The organism is Bacillus sp. LUNF1, from assembly GCF_011008975.1.
GTDB classification, from domain to species: Bacteria; Bacillota; Bacilli; order Bacillales; family Bacillaceae; genus Bacillus; species Bacillus velezensis.
Genome location: NZ_CP048876.1, coordinates 1,023,091 through 1,037,430 on the forward strand (window position 1 = coordinate 1,023,091; position 14,340 = coordinate 1,037,430).

The 14,340-nt window shown below is 47.6% G+C and carries 19 protein-coding genes; 9 read left to right on the top strand and 10 right to left on the bottom strand.

What is annotated here, in order from left to right:
• Positions 1-99 precede the first annotated feature (99 nt).
• Complete coding sequence (locus tag G4O42_RS05255) at positions 100-957, top strand: SDR family oxidoreductase (protein ID WP_032874380.1); 858 nt, start codon at positions 100-102, stop codon at positions 955-957.
• A 30-nt stretch (positions 958-987) separates the two neighbouring features.
• Here G4O42_RS05255 and G4O42_RS05260 read toward each other — a convergent pair whose 3' ends face one another.
• Positions 988-1,221 (bottom strand): IDEAL domain-containing protein, encoded by a 234-nt coding sequence (locus tag G4O42_RS05260; RefSeq protein WP_032874382.1) that lies wholly within the window; start codon positions 1,219-1,221, stop codon positions 988-990.
• A gap of 315 nt (positions 1,222-1,536) precedes the next feature.
• Between G4O42_RS05260 and G4O42_RS05265 the strand changes: the two genes are divergently transcribed.
• The 3 genes from G4O42_RS05265 to G4O42_RS05275 all read left to right on the top strand — a co-directional run bounded on the left by G4O42_RS05265 (position 1,537) and on the right by G4O42_RS05275 (position 3,027).
• Positions 1,537-2,115, top strand: a complete 579-nt coding sequence (locus tag G4O42_RS05265) for a competence protein ComK (protein WP_003155179.1) — start codon at positions 1,537-1,539, stop codon at positions 2,113-2,115.
• Between the two features lie 145 nt (positions 2,116-2,260).
• Complete coding sequence (locus tag G4O42_RS05270; protein ID WP_032874384.1) at positions 2,261-2,629, top strand: iron chaperone; 369 nt, start codon at positions 2,261-2,263, stop codon at positions 2,627-2,629.
• Between the two features lie 26 nt (positions 2,630-2,655).
• The gene (locus G4O42_RS05275) at positions 2,656-3,027 is read left to right on the top strand and encodes an iron chaperone (RefSeq protein ID WP_032874386.1); all 372 of its coding nucleotides are present in this window, start codon (positions 2,656-2,658) and stop codon (positions 3,025-3,027) included.
• Between the two features lie 133 nt (positions 3,028-3,160).
• Here G4O42_RS05275 and G4O42_RS05280 read toward each other — a convergent pair whose 3' ends face one another.
• On the bottom strand, positions 3,161-3,871 hold the full coding sequence (locus tag G4O42_RS05280) for a YrpD family protein (RefSeq protein ID WP_003155170.1): 711 nt from the start codon (positions 3,869-3,871) through the stop codon (positions 3,161-3,163).
• A 195-nt stretch (positions 3,872-4,066) separates the two neighbouring features.
• On the opposite strand from G4O42_RS05280, the gene G4O42_RS05285 reads away from it, so the two are divergent.
• Positions 4,067-4,336, top strand: a complete 270-nt coding sequence (locus tag G4O42_RS05285) for an excalibur calcium-binding domain-containing protein (protein ID WP_003155168.1) — start codon at positions 4,067-4,069, stop codon at positions 4,334-4,336.
• A 32-nt stretch (positions 4,337-4,368) separates the two neighbouring features.
• Here G4O42_RS05285 and G4O42_RS05290 read toward each other — a convergent pair whose 3' ends face one another.
• The 4 genes from G4O42_RS05290 to G4O42_RS05305 all read right to left on the bottom strand — a co-directional run bounded on the left by G4O42_RS05290 (position 4,369) and on the right by G4O42_RS05305 (position 6,873).
• On the bottom strand, positions 4,369-4,686 hold the full coding sequence (locus G4O42_RS05290) for a YbjQ family protein (RefSeq protein ID WP_003155166.1): 318 nt from the start codon (positions 4,684-4,686) through the stop codon (positions 4,369-4,371).
• A 40-nt stretch (positions 4,687-4,726) separates the two neighbouring features.
• Positions 4,727-6,196, bottom strand: coding sequence for a sodium:solute symporter family protein (locus tag G4O42_RS05295; RefSeq protein ID WP_015388467.1), 1,470 nt, complete (start codon positions 6,194-6,196; stop codon positions 4,727-4,729).
• Positions 6,193-6,393: a DUF3311 domain-containing protein gene (locus G4O42_RS05300; protein ID WP_003155162.1), complete on the bottom strand. Its 201-nt coding sequence runs from the start codon at positions 6,391-6,393 to the stop codon at positions 6,193-6,195. The genes G4O42_RS05295 and G4O42_RS05300 overlap by 4 nt, the downstream gene beginning before the upstream one ends.
• A 120-nt stretch (positions 6,394-6,513) precedes the next feature.
• Positions 6,514-6,873, bottom strand: a complete 360-nt coding sequence (locus G4O42_RS05305) for a YhjD family protein (protein ID WP_012117241.1) — start codon at positions 6,871-6,873, stop codon at positions 6,514-6,516.
• Between the two features lie 152 nt (positions 6,874-7,025).
• Between G4O42_RS05305 and G4O42_RS05310 the strand changes: the two genes are divergently transcribed.
• The 4 genes from G4O42_RS05310 (at position 7,026) to G4O42_RS05325 (ending at position 10,402) form a co-directional block, all read left to right on the top strand.
• A complete protein-coding gene (locus G4O42_RS05310) occupies positions 7,026-7,652 on the top strand; it encodes a TVP38/TMEM64 family protein (protein ID WP_032874388.1) in 627 nt (208 codons plus the stop codon).
• Positions 7,649-8,164 carry a signal peptidase I gene (lepB, locus tag G4O42_RS05315; RefSeq protein WP_003155158.1) on the top strand — a complete coding sequence of 172 codons (516 nt, stop codon included), beginning with the start codon at positions 7,649-7,651 and terminating at the stop codon, positions 8,162-8,164. The genes G4O42_RS05310 and lepB overlap by 4 nt, the downstream gene beginning before the upstream one ends.
• A 58-nt stretch (positions 8,165-8,222) precedes the next feature.
• On the top strand, positions 8,223-9,791 hold the full coding sequence (locus G4O42_RS05320) for a monooxygenase (protein WP_322975852.1): 1,569 nt from the start codon (positions 8,223-8,225) through the stop codon (positions 9,789-9,791).
• Between the two features lie 89 nt (positions 9,792-9,880).
• Complete coding sequence (locus G4O42_RS05325) at positions 9,881-10,402, top strand: MarR family transcriptional regulator (protein ID WP_003155156.1); 522 nt, start codon at positions 9,881-9,883, stop codon at positions 10,400-10,402.
• Between the two features lie 36 nt (positions 10,403-10,438).
• On the opposite strand, the gene G4O42_RS05330 is transcribed toward G4O42_RS05325, so the two are convergent.
• The 4 genes from G4O42_RS05330 to G4O42_RS05345 form a co-directional block, all read right to left on the bottom strand.
• Positions 10,439-11,596, bottom strand: a complete 1,158-nt coding sequence (locus tag G4O42_RS05330) for an AbrB family transcriptional regulator (RefSeq protein WP_014304750.1) — start codon at positions 11,594-11,596, stop codon at positions 10,439-10,441.
• A gap of 167 nt (positions 11,597-11,763) precedes the next feature.
• Complete coding sequence (locus G4O42_RS05335) at positions 11,764-12,960, bottom strand: MFS transporter (protein ID WP_003155154.1); 1,197 nt, start codon at positions 12,958-12,960, stop codon at positions 11,764-11,766.
• A gap of 15 nt (positions 12,961-12,975) precedes the next feature.
• On the bottom strand, positions 12,976-13,596 hold the full coding sequence (locus tag G4O42_RS05340; protein WP_003155153.1) for a TetR/AcrR family transcriptional regulator: 621 nt from the start codon (positions 13,594-13,596) through the stop codon (positions 12,976-12,978).
• A gap of 228 nt (positions 13,597-13,824) precedes the next feature.
• On the bottom strand, positions 13,825-14,334 hold the full coding sequence (locus G4O42_RS05345; protein ID WP_014304752.1) for a ferritin-like domain-containing protein: 510 nt from the start codon (positions 14,332-14,334) through the stop codon (positions 13,825-13,827).
• Positions 14,335-14,340: the final 6 nt, after the last annotated feature.

The window sequence follows — 14,340 nt, forward strand, 5'->3', positions numbered from 1 at the left end:
ATTCTTAATTTTTCCAATAAGACTCTATTCATACATGAAATTCGTATAAGATGCTCAAATTACTCATAATATAGTAATTAATGTAAAGGAGTGATCAAAATGGCTAATCAGAAGAAGAAAACCTTGCCGCCGCAGCATCAAAACCGGCAGCCGGGCTTTGAATATGTAATGGACCCGCGCCCCGTTTTTGACAAACCGAAAGCGGCGAAAAAACTTGAAGGGAAAACGGCGATCATCACGGGCGGAGACAGCGGGATCGGCCGCGCCGTATCCGTTTTATTCGCGAAGGAAGGCGCTAATGTGGTCATCGTTTACTTTGATGAGCATCAGGATGCCGAAGAGACGAAGCAATATGTAGAAAAAGAGGGGGCGAAGTGTCTGCTGATCGCAGGGGATGTCGGCGACGAAGCTTTTTGCAACGATGTCATCCGCCAGGCGGGCCAAGCCTTTCCTTCCATTGACATCCTGGTCAACAACGCGGGTGAGCAGCACGTGCAGCCGGGGATTGAGAAAATCACGAGCCACCAGCTCATCAGAACGTTTCAGACGAATATTTTTTCAATGTTTTACTTAACGAAAGCCGCGCTCCCTCACCTGAAAAAAGGAAGTTCAATCATTAATACGGCTTCCATTACCGCCTATAAAGGCCACAAAACATTGATTGACTATTCAGCGACAAAAGGGGCGATCGTCACGTTTACAAGATCTCTTTCCCAATCTCTTGTCACTCAGGGCATCAGGGTAAACGCAGTGGCGCCGGGGCCGATCTGGACGCCGCTGATCCCGGCGAGCTTCTCGGCGAAGGAAGTGGAAGTCTTCGGCTCAGACGTGCCGATGCAGCGCCCGGGAGAGCCTGTTGAAGTGGCGCCGAGCTATTTGTACTTAGCAAGCGATGATTCTACCTATGTCACGGGTCAGACGATTCATGTGAACGGCGGCACCATCGTAAACGGATAATGTAAAAAAAGCCAATCCATATGGATTGGCTTATTCACTCTGTTTGAGTGCTGCATATTCTTTTGAAAGCGTGAGGAACGCTTCTTTATTTTTATCATCAAGCGCCTTATTAATCTGCATTGTCAGTATGGCGATCCGGCGTTTATACAAGGATTCATCAAGCACCATTTGAATGTAAATATCGGCCATTGTCACATCGAATTCGTTTGCTTTTTGCGTGTTGCGGGACTTCATGAGCTCAGTGTACGACTTTTTCTCTTTCATAAAGAATCCCCCCAATGCCTTTTTTATAGTATATGGATAACGGCCGGAAAAATCAATTAATTTTTATAATCTTTAGACAACTAATACTTGGAAATATATCGACATATCCTGCAAATTGACGAAAAAACGAAAATGATCGTTGTATAAATGAGGTGAAATGAAAAAGAAAAATAATATTTAAATAGTAATTTAAGACTAAATTACATCTTTAAAAGGTGATTTTTAGCTATATTCAAAAAAAACCTGTCGTTTTTCAATGACAGATGATAGATTATTAGTATAAATTTTCAAGAAAAGGATTGGAGGCTGCACATCATGTGCCAGAAAACACACGCACCCTTAGAAAGCTATGAAGTAAATCGTTCAACCATCGCTGTTTTGCCTGAGGAAATAGACGGTAAAATGGGGTCGAAGGTCATTGAAAAAGACTGCATTCTGTATGTCAGCATGAAGCCGATTCACATCATCGACAGAAGCTGCCGCTACTTTGGCTCCAGCTATGCCGGGAGAAAAGCGGGAACATATGAAGCGATTAAAATTTCTCACAAGCCGCCGATTATGGTGGACCCTTCAAATCACATCTTTTTATTCCCTACACTTTCTTCTGCAAGGCCTCAATGCGGCTGGATATCGCATGTGCACGTTAAAGATTTTCAACCGACGGCATTTGATGACACAGCGGTCACGTTCTCAAACGGCAAAACGATGGAACTGGAAGTATCCTATCATTCTTTTGAAAATCAGGTTTACAGAACCGCCTATCTCAGAACCACTTTTCAGGACAGGATGGGCAGTCATATCCCGAAGCGGCAGGAATTCATGCTGTATCCGAAAGAAGAGCGGACAAGAATGATCTACGACTTTATTTTGCGGGAGCTGGGGGAGAGATATTAGAGAAAGCTGTGATGTGAAGGGACGGGCCCTTTCCTTTTAGGAAGGGCTTTTTTCGATTTACATGCCCGGATAGAGTTGTATCGTGTCCGTCTGTTGGCTATGATGATGTAAAGAGTAATGATATTTCATTTTAGGAGAGATGGGCATGGATGTGTTTGCAAAATATATATCAGGAATCGATAACCCGGATCACCGTCTCAAAGCAGAGGAAATTTTGTCGTGGACGGCTGACCAATTTCCGAACTTAGAAGCACAGATCAAGTGGAACAAACCGACATTTACCGATCACGGCACCTATATCATTATGTTTGCCGCGGCAAAAAATCATTTGAGCATTTTACCTGAAAAAGAGACGATGGAGCATTTTGCCGATGACATCGCCCAAGCCGGGTACAGCGCTTCTTCACGCCTGTTCAGAATTCGGTGGACTGATCCGGTGCACTATGATCTGCTTAAGAAGATCATCGAATTTAACATCAAGGAAAAAGCTGAAAATCCGGGGTTTTGGCGCTAGCGGACGTGATGTTGAAGGAGGAAGACATGGACGTTTTCAAAGACTATTTATCAAGTATCGACAGCCCTGATCATCGTCTGCGAATGGAGGAAATCCTGTCGTGGACGGCTGAGCAATTCCCGGGTTTAACACCGCAGATCAAGTGGAACACGCCGATGTTTACCGATCACGGCACGTTTATTATCGGCTTTGCGGCAGCAAAGCATCATGTAAGTGTTTCTCCCGAAGAAGCTGGAATTGCGCATTTTGCCGACGACATTGCCCGTGCCGGCTACAGCGCTACTTCCCGTTTGTTCAGAATTCAATGGACTGAACCGGTGCATTATGAGCTGCTTGAAAGCATGATTCAATTCAATGTTCAGGATAAGGCGGACTGCTCAGCGTTTTGGCGGAAATAACGAAAGAAATGTTAAAAAAACAACCCTGAGGAGGGCTGTTTTTTATTAAACGTATTCCGAAAAATAAGGGATTTGCGTATCCGGCAGACCCTCACGAAACGCACGATGGCTGAAATCGTGCGTTCAACATTCTTTATTTGACGACAGACATGCTGACGCTGCTGCCTGACACTGTCAATTTGGCAAAATCCTGTGTATCAATCACAGGGGTGACTGCTTTATTGTCGATCGTGATGTTCGTAAAGGCTGTTGAGAAGTTTGATTTGATGTAAGGGCGCTGATCCTCTGATGTGACCGCGACGGTGGCGAGCGCTTTCCATTTTGAGACAGAGCCTACATTTGTTTGGGCGAGTTCTGAGATGATGCGGCCGGTGTATCCGTCATTATTCGTGCCCCAATATGTGGCGCGGGTGTTGCCGTTCAGATTTTTGTAAATGGTCAGCTGTACGGTGCTGCCGGGCCGGAAGCCTTTCGTATAAGTGAATTGGCTTTCTCCTTCCAGATACCGGACCTGGCCTTGTCCCTTTGAACCGACTTTCATGATCGGTTTCCATACATGATAGGTGTCACTGTACTGAAGCCCGATATCAGCCTCTGTGCCTCCGGTAAATCCTGAGTAAATATAGGCTGTCCCATTTGACACCTGAATCGAGCTTGGAAGCTGAATTTTCGTGACGAGAACTGAGCCCGTGCTGTTCAGATAGGCCCTTCCGCCGATTCCTTTACTGAGCTGGGACGCCGCTTCCGCCGTATTGGGACTGATCACCCCCGGAATATCCGCCGTACATGCGCCGAATAGAACGGCTGTAGTGAGAACACCCGCAACAAGCCCTTTTTTCATCATCATTTCTCCTCCTATCATCATAGTCAGATAGCGCTATCAATTCATATTATAAAAGGTTTTGGGAAAAATTCCATAAAAGATATACGGGCGGACATAAATTAAAACTATTTTCCTATTTATCTTGTAAATGGAGATTATTTGAACTATGATATGTTCAGCAATACAGCATGATTCAGGAAAGGGGATAGGATAGAAATGAAAAAGACGGCAGCTGTGCTTTTGTCTTTCGGCCTGGTGTTCGGTTGTTCATACGGAGCGGGGCAGACGGCAGAAGCGAAAACAAAGGTAAAAACGTATCAAAACTGCAAGGCGCTGAATAAGGTGTATAAGGGCGGCGTGGCCAAATCGTCGAAAGTGAAAAACAAGGGCGGCAGAACAAAGTACAAGCCGTATGTATCAAAAGCGCTTTATAATGCAAATAAAAGACTTGACCGGGATAAAGACTATATCGCATGTGAGAAATAAAAAAACAAGCCTCTTTAAAGAGGCTTGTTTTTTTAAATGGATTCGGCGGTGACGGCGGTTCCGTATCCGATTAATTCGGATGTGTTCTGTCCTGCGGTCAGTTCGAACCGCAGGCCGACGATGGCGTTCGCTCCGAGCTGCTCCGCCTCTCTGATCAGCCGCTCTTTCACCGCTTTTTTGGAGTCTTCCAGCATTTCGGTATAGCTTTTTAATTCGCCGCCGACGACAGATTTTAAGCCTGCAAGCAAGTCTTTTCCGATGTGACGGGACTGGACGATACTGCTTGTCACTAAGCCTTTTACTTCCGTAATCTGTTTTCCGGCGACGGTTTCGGTCGTTGTCATGATCATGCGGCTTTCCCCCTTCATGTGTCTTACCGCTATTTTATCATTAAGCCGCCTTTTCGGCTGCGCTGATTTGTTTTTTTCTGACTGCGGCGCTGACTGCAAACATGACGGCAATGTTCAGAACCAGCGCGATGATGCCTGTATTCATATCCTTAACGATCTGCGGAAGAAACGGAAAGAGGGTTCCGACGGTTGATTCGGTCAGCGTAATGAAGGCCACCGTTCCGACCCCGGCCGTTATGCCGGCAAAAGCGCCGTGGCTTGTGATGAAACGCCGCTTCGGCAGGCTGAATAAGAGGGCGGGGAAAAGCTGGGTGACAAGGCTGTAGCCCATTAAAAGCAAGGTGACGATGGTATTTCCGCCTTTCAGCGTAAAATATACGGAAATCAGCGCGATAACGGGTACGGCGTATTTTGCGAGCCGCGAGACTTTTTCGTCAGTCGTGCCGGGCAGAATGGCTTTGTACACATTTTTGGCGAACAGCGTGCTTGAGGCCATTAATATCATTGAACCGGGTACAAGCGCCGTCAGAATGCCCGCCGATCCGATCAGCCCGACAAACCAGGGATCAAAGGTTTTCACAGACAGCTTTAATAACGCGAGATCCGTGTCCGCCCCTTTTAAACCGGGCACCTGCAGAATCGCCGCAAATCCGGTAAAGATGACAAACAGCAGGACGAGCTGATAAAGAGGCATGATAATCGCATTTTTCCGAAACACCCGCGGATGCTCCGCCGAATAGGAAGCGGCAAAGGTATGAGGCCACATATAAAAGCCGAGGGCGGTCAGCAAAACCGTTGAGCTGAACCAGGAAACGCTCTGTCCGGTTTCCGGCAGCGTGAGAAAACCGGGTTTTGCGGCGTCAATTTGTTTGAACATCTCCGTAAACCCGCCGTAATAATGAATGGGCAGATAAATACCTAAATACAGGACGATGCCTAAAATCATGATATCTTTGACGACGGATATCCACGCTGAACCGTGGATTCCTGAAATCATCACATAAATTGTGATGGAGACAGCGCCGATCCAGACAGCGGCGGAGGGCGGAATCTGTCCGTATGACGTTGCTGAAACAATTAATCCGAGCCCTTTCAGCTGCAGAACGAGATAGGGGATGAGGGATGCGATGCCGACGAGCGATACGAGAATGCCGAGGAGCGGGCTGTTGTATTTTGAAATAAAAAAATCTGATTGCGACATCAGTTTGTGTTGTTTGGCGTAAGTCCACACGGCTGGCAGAAGCCAATATGACAAAATGTAGGCAAGGCAGCCGTACGCGATAATATAAAAGGCCGGGCCTCCTTTTCCGTAAGCCCATCCGCTTCCGCCGAGGAATGTGAAGGTCGTGTATATTTCTCCCGCCATTAATAAAAAGACAAACATCGTGCCGAAGCCGCGTCCGCCCACCGTCCATTGTTCAAGGTCCATATGTTTTCCTTTTCGGGCCCGGATTCCGAGATATACACAAAACAGGAGCACGGCGGCCATTACGGGAAATGCTGCATTCATTCCGTCTCACCCGCCTTGTTTTCTTTGTCCAATTTGTAAACGGCGGCCATCAGAACGGAAGTCAGCACCGCCCAGATGACGACATATGCGAGAATGAAAGGCATTCCGAAAACATAAGGCGTCACCCGGTTTGCAAATGGAATGCCGGCGAGAATTCCGAAAAAGGGCAGGGCGGCGAGAACATGAATCAGTTTCATAACATTCCTCCTTTTCATTGAAAACAGCGTGTCCCGATTATAAAGAAAATCATGTCGAATGTATAGTGTGAATAGTCTGAATTTTATTTTTTAAAAAGGAAAAGCAGTCCCGGCTGCTTTTTAAATGGTCGCAAGAGACAGGTAATATTCCAATAAGGCGGTTACCTGTTCCCGTATTCTCGGGTTGAAATAACGGTGTTTTTCTTCATAGCCGTTAATGGTGCATATATAAAGCGTAAATGCTTCGTCTCTTTCCGCTTCGTATATTTTAATTTTACGCTTTCTTAACTCTTTTCGAACATCACTCAAATCCTTTTGTGCTAATTTTAAAGAGCAGCTGATAAGCTGTTTATAGGGTTGTTTTAATTTGAACGGGCACGAATCAAGCGCTTCGAGGTCCCGGTTCAGGATGGCAGCCGCCATGGGCAGAAACAGCCCTTTTTCGATGAGATCGCGGGTGCCGCTCCGAATGTCAGGCATAAATACTCCTTCTTTCTTAAAAAAGAGAACATTTGTTCTTATTTTATACTCGCTTACACGATATTTCAAGACGGAAAATCTCGTAAACATTTTCGTTTTTTGGAGATAATGTGTAGAATAAGGATAGACAAACTCGTTAAGGAGTATAAACGTTGGAGCAATTTTTATCATATTTGACTGAGGAACAGCTGACGGAATGGTTCCAAAGCTATAGAGCTTTCGGCCCGGCGGCTGCGGCTGTACTGCCTTTTATTGAAGCGTTTCTTCCGTTTTTGCCGCTCGTTGTATTTGTGGTGGCGAATACGAATGCATTTGGTTTGTGGGAAGGTTTTTTTCTGTCATGGCTCGGGTCTGCGTCAGGATCGATGCTGATGTTTTATACCGTCCGCCGTTTCGGACAGAAAAGAGCCTTCGGTTTCATCCGCAGGCATCAGACCATAAGGCGGATGATGCTCTGGGTTGAGCGGCACGGTTTCGGTCCGCTGTTTATTTTACTTTGCTTCCCCTTTACGCCGTCCGCTGCGGTTCATATCGTTGCCGGTCTGTCACGGGTGGGAGCGCTGCAGTTTATATCAGCAGCCGCGATGGGGAAAATGGTTATGATCTTTATGATCAGTTTTATCGGGTATGATCTTCACGCACTCATTACACAGCCTTTCAGGATGGCGGGCGCCATAATGGTGATCGCGGTGCTGTGGTATGCCGGAAAGCATATCGAACGGCGTTTACAGACGAGAATCAGTCAGCATGAGAAAGACGGAGGGAGACAGGAATCTTGAAAAAACGATTTTGGTTTATAGCCGGCGTGCTTATCGTTGTTTTGGCCATACAATTAAAGAATGCCATTTTTATTGATTATAAAGTCGAAGGAATCAGCATGAATCCGACCTTTAAACAAGGAAATGAGCTGATGGTCAACAAGTTTTCCCATCGTTACAAAACGATCCGCCGTTTCGATATTGTTCTGTTTAAAGGCCCGCACCGCAAAGTGCTGATCAAACGTGTCATCGGGCTCCCCGGCGAGTCAATCGCATACAGGGAGGATCAGCTGTATGTGAATGGAAAACGGGTGGCGGAACCGTTTTTAAAACCGTTAAAGTCATCATTGTCCGCCGGGAGCCATGTGACCGGTGATTATACGCTGAAGGAAACGACCGGGCGCAAAAGCATACCGAAGGGACAATACTTTGTTATTGGCGACAACCGCATATACAGCCTCGACAGCCGTCATTTCGGTCCGATTAAGGATAAAGACATTGTCGGAGTCATCAGTGAATCAGACGCCAAGTGAACGGCGTCTTTTTTTCGGAAATGATTGTCAAAAAGCGGAGGAAAGACTATAATGAAAATTGTTACGCACGAAACAAAAAAGGAGGCGTTTATTTTTTAGTAGTTTTGTTACGTGTGTAACAAAAAAAGGAAAGAGGGCTGATGAGATGAAAACACAGGTTGCCATTATCGGGGGAGGTCCGGTCGGGCTTATGCTTGCATCAGAACTGGCGCTGGCCGGAGTGAAAACGACTGTCATTGAACGATTGAAGAAGACGGTGCCATATTCCAAAGCGCTTATCATGCATCCGCGCACACTTGAGCTTTTTGCCATGAGAGGCATATTGGAACGCTTTGTGGATCAAGGGACGAAGGTGTCTTCCGGCCATTTTTCCATGCTGGATACACGGCTGGATTTTTCTCGGCTGGATACGAAGCAGAATTATTCGTTAATGCTTCCTCAGGCAGAAACGGAGCGGATGTTGGAGGAGTATGCATCAAGTCTCGGCGCAAATATCATCCGCGGGGCGGAAGCGGTGGCTGTCACCCAGACGGATGACGGAGTGGAGACGGTGTTCCGGGACGAAAGCGGAATCGGCACTCTTCACAGCTTATATGCCGCGGGTACAGACGGAGCGGGGAGCATTGTCCGGAAACAGGCGGGCATCGCTTTTTCGGGCACTGATGCCGACTTAACAGGAACCCTTTGTGATGCCGCTTTGAAACATCCGCCCGAATCTTCCTTTTTTTCAACGTGCCGGCTGGAGGGATCGGTTGTGATTATCCCTCTTACGGACGGACTTTTCCGCGTCCTCATCGTTTCTCCGCACGTCCCGCAAAAGCGGAAGGAAGAGCGGGTCACCGAAGATGAGCTGAAAGAAGACCTGCGGCGGATATGCGGCACTGATTTCGGATTGAGTGATCCGGTATGGATGTCGCGGTTCGGCAATGCCGAGCGTCAGGCTGAGCAGTACCGCTCCGGCCGGATTTTTGTAGCCGGGGATGCGGCGCACATTCATTTTCCCGCAGGCGGCCAAGGCCTGAATACGGGGCTTCAGGATGCCGTCAATCTAGGCTGGAAGCTGGCGGCGCAAATGAAGGGAAAAGCGGCGCCTCATCTTCTGGACAGCTATCATCAGGAAAGGCACAGCACAGGAAAAGAAGTGCTGCACAATATCAAAACGCAGATAAAGCTCATGGATTTTACCGAGTCGGGGATGGCATTAAGAGAAACGATGACCGCTTTGCTGGATTTTCAGGAGTCCAACCGTTTATTGGCGGGAAAAGTATCCGCGCTTGATCTGCATTATGAACCGGATGCGGAGCTGCCGCCGCATACGCTGAACGGAAAACGCCTGCCGGATATCGAACTGACCCTTCATGACGGGCGGCCGGCCCGGCTGTATGATTTTCTCCGCAAGGGCGGCTTTGTGCTTCTGTCATTAAGAGGGAGCATTCCCGCCGGTATTGATACGGACAGTGTGGCAGCAGTCAGGGCGGAGCTTGCTGAAACACGTGCCGATTGGAATGACGTCCACACCGTTTTAATCCGGCCGGACGGCCATGCGGCATGGGCAGCCGGCGGCTCGGGACGTGAAGCGGAAGAAGCCGTTCTGGCCGGTTTGGAGAGATGGGGATTATTCATCTGATAACCTTTTTATGCGCCTGTGTGATTGTTTCTTGTGTAACAAAACGTTATAGTAAAAGAAACAATCAATACGGAAGGGTGACTCAGCAGTTGGACAGAAGACAGCCAGACCATGCAAAACACATGATTCTTGAAGGGCTGACAGATATTTTTCACGAGCAGGAGAGGTGCCAGGAGGATATCAGGGCGTCGTTGGCCGGACGGATGGATGAACTCCGTGAAGGAAACGGGAAAAAATTACAATTGACCTTGACGGAAATTCACATTTTGTCGTGTATCGGAGATCATGAACCGATCAATGTCACGTCAATAGCGGAAAAAATGAAGACGACAAAGCCGACCGTGTCGAGAAGCTGCGCGAAGTTTTTGGAAGCCGGCTTTCTGCGCAGAACCCGGCTGAGCGACAATAAAAAAGAAGTCTATTTCCGGCTGACTCCTGCCGGGAAAGAGCTGCATTCCCTTCATCATGAATATCATGAATTGATAAAACAGCGGCTCTTGGCGTTTTTAGACCGCTATACAGATGAAGAACTGTTATTTGCTGAACGGCTGTTCCGTGATCTTTCAGCAAACTGGCGGTCTGTAAATGGCGGCGGTGAGCTGTTCAAATAAAAAACACGCATATGGATGCGTGTTTTTTTATTCGGATCATGTTCCTCTTTCTGCCCGGCCTCTTTCGCCGTGTGCCCGTTTCAGCTGAGAAAGGTGGTGCAGCAGCCGATAGAAGGGCGGAAGCATGGCGATGACGAGAACGATCCGGATGACCTGAACCGCGACGACGAAAGTCGAGTCTTCGTGCAGGGTGATCGAAGTCGCCGCCATCTCGGCGATCCCGCCGGGAGAAAAGGCGAGAACAGATGTAATCATGGAGATGCCCGTTAATTTAGAAACCGCAACCGCGCTCAGAATCATGGCGGCGATTAATCCGACGGAAGAAATAAACCCGACGGTCAGCACTCTCGTCACGCCGGTGAACATGCTTTTGTACATTTTTGATCCGATTGTGGCGCCGAGAAAAATTTGTGACAGCTGGTTCGCTTCCGGCGGCCACCAGGCCAGCATGTCTTTGCCCGCCAAGGCGGACACGCCGATTTCCGCAGCAGCAACGCCGATCATGCTGCCGAGCAGCCAAGGGGCGGGAAATTTCAGCCGTTTTGCGCCTTTGCTTGCAAGCCAGGCAGCCAAAATAAATCCGGCCGTTAACAAGACGGGAATAAGGCCCGGATGTGAAGCTCCTGCTGAAACGGCTCCGGCTGATGTCTGAGCCGCACCGTTTTGTTTGGTAAATAAGAAAATAACGAGAAACGGTATTGTCATGACGACCAAAAGGACGCGCGTCAGCTGAATAAGGCTTACAATCGCGGTGTTTGCGCCGACTTCCTGGGCGATACCGGGCATGGCGGATAAACCGCCCGGCGCCGTGCCTACAAAGCTTGTCATCATGTCCGTCCGGCTGAACCGAAAGAGCACATATCCGGAAACAAGCGCCATCACGATAGAGAAAATCAGCATGAAGCCTACCGGAAGCCAATGCTCCCGTAAAACCGACAGAACGGACAGGTTCAGTTTCTGGCCGAGTTCGATGCCGAGGATCATTTGTCCCGCCGCAAGCCATCTGCGGTGAATCCCTCTTCTGTCAGGCGCCATGAACAGCCAGCGGGGCCTCGTCATGGATAGGATGCAGCCGGCGGCAAGCGTTCCGAGCATCCAGGCGATCGACATCCCTGTAAGCGAAAGAAGAAACCCCCCTGCCGCACTGATGAGAATAAACCAGATATCTGTAAGGAGATGTTTGTCTTTCTTCAATGAAAACCCTTCTTCCTGAAACATTCATATTAAATTGTTAAGCTCGTTAACCTTACTATTACTATAGTATAGATTTTGAGATAAATAAATAATGAATTATTTCTCATAATCCATTCATTTTTCTTATCGAAAACACAAAAAAAGCTCCGGAGATGGGTGAGTGCACCCTACTCCGAAACCTCGCCCGCTTTTCCTTTCCACACAAGCGTCAATCCCAGACCGAGAAATAAAACCACACCTGCGAACAGAAATGGGAAGTGAATATTCATATCAAATAAAATACCGCCCAGAGCCGGGCCGAAAATGGTGCCCAAACTCGTGTATGTTGAGTTCATACCGGCAACAAACCCCTGCTGATTTCCTGCGATCTTCGATAGATAAGTAGTCAGTGCCGGGCGCAGTAAATCAAACGCAAGGAAAATGATGCAGGTGACAGCGAGCACGGGCAAAAACCCTGACATCACCGTAGAAACGAAAGCCAGCACAGCGCCGATGATCAGACAAAGCTGAATGACTTTTTTCTCCCCGAGGAAGTTGACAAGTCTGCCGAACGCGAGCACTTGAATGAGGACTGCCACAATGGAGCTGAACGTAATAATAATGGCGATATCCTTTGGCGTGAAGCCGAATTTATGGTTTGTAAATAAGCTGAATACCGTTTCGTACGCCGACAGCCCGAATGCCAAAACAAAAACGATGATAAAGGCGATCAAGTAGCTTGGATGAATCGACTTTTTCAAATCTTTTAAGAAGGTTGATTCTTTGGCGCTTTCCATCTGCTTTGCGCGTTCTTCTTTAGTTAACGGCTCTTTCAGCATAAAGACAGAGGAAATCACTGCGATAAATGCAATTCCCGCCGCAAAGAAAAACGGCATACGAACGCCGTGATCGGCAATAAATCCTCCTATGCCGGGCCCGATGATAAACCCTGTGCTGATGGCGGCAGATACATAGCCCATCGCCTTCGATCTTTCCTGCACTGTCGTAATATCTGCGACATACGCTGTAACGGCGGGCATGATAAAAGCGGCACTGATGCCCCCCAGCACCCTTGCGAAATATAAAATGGAGACATGTGTGCCCAACCCGAAGGTCAGTTCGGATAATGCGAATAAAAACAGTCCGGCGAGAATCATGATTTTTCTGCCGAAGCGGTCAACCCATCTTCCCGCAATGGGGGATGCAATTAATTGCGCGACGGCGAAGGCAGCGACAAGGTATCCCATTGTGCTGCCCGTCAAGTGCATCACATTCATAAACAGCGGCATAACGGGAATGATCAATCCGATGCCTAAAAACGCAATAAATATGTTGCTTAATAAGATGATGAGTACAGCCTTTTGTTCTCTGATCGGTTTTTGCATGTTGTTTCTCCTTTGTCAGCTGTCATTCTGTTTATCAGCGTTGATCGACCCGTGAATAAACACGGAGATGGCTTCTTTTTGCAATTCGATTCTTTGCTGAATGGTATCGTTTTTATATAACACATCTAAACCGTAGAAGACGGATAGCAGGATTTTTACTTTTGATTCGACATGAGGAATGGACCAGCTGCCGTCTTGATTTCCCTCTTCTAAGATCTCTCTCATCACATCGTCATATTCAATATCAATTTTGTTGAGCCGCTTTACGACCTCCTCTGACGTAAACGCACTCGCATAAAACTCTTCACTTGCTCTCATAAGCGGGTAATTGATGCTCATCCGGCTCAGCAGCTCCGCAAAGCCCGTCAGCTTTTCGGCAGCATCTTTCAGATCGGCTTCCATTTCCCTCCACGTCTCGATCATCACGCGGTGATCCTCTTCCATGATATGAAGAAACAGAAACTCTTTTCCTTTAAAATGGTGATATAGATTGCCTTTGCTGATCTCGGCCGCCTCTAAAATATCCCGAATCGATGTTTCTGAATATCCTTTTTTTGCAAATAAGTCACGCGAAGCGGATACGAGCCTGTTCTTCGTCTTTTCGCTCTTTCCGGCACCGCCTTTTGTATTTGTCACTTCACACAGATCCTTTCCGCCAAATGAGGTTCGGCTCCTTAGAAACCGACCGGTTGGTTTATTTTATTATAAAGGGTTTTTGCTGATTATACAATGAAGAAGTTATCCATTGTTTAGAGGGAGTATATAAACGGCTCGAAAAGTAAACCCCATTCTCTCATGTTGAAAGAACGGGGTTTGTCTGCGGTCTGAAGACTCCCGGCGGGGGAGCGTGATCTGCCTGAACGTTTATTTTCCGGTATTTACCTCGGTGTAGCTTGTGTTCGGCGCGTTTGATACCGTTCCCCCTGTATGGTGGAAAGGAGAGTGGGCCATATCGTATAAAAACCAGACGGCATGACGCTGCTCGTCAAATGCCGTGCGGGCAAATAACCGCTTCGCTTCCGGATGCACCGCTCTATCGGATGCCTGCAAATAAAAATCATTCGTTTTCTGCTCATCATAAAACGCCGCCCTCAGTCCTTCTCTGTATGTGTGCGGACAATGCTCCGTCTGTTTCGGCGTCAACTGTTTTCCGGTAATTGACGTATACAGTGAAGAGAAAGCGTGCATGTGGCGCACTTCTTCCTCTCTGATATGTTCGATTCGTCTTCTGATTTCTGCGGTCGGCGCTTTTTCGGCTAATATTGAGTAGCAAATCACAGCGCTGTATTCACCGTTTATGGATTTTACCAGATCCTTTATAAGCACAGAATCGTCACTGCAGATGGCTGTATAATGAAAAAAATTCTCGTGCATTGGACT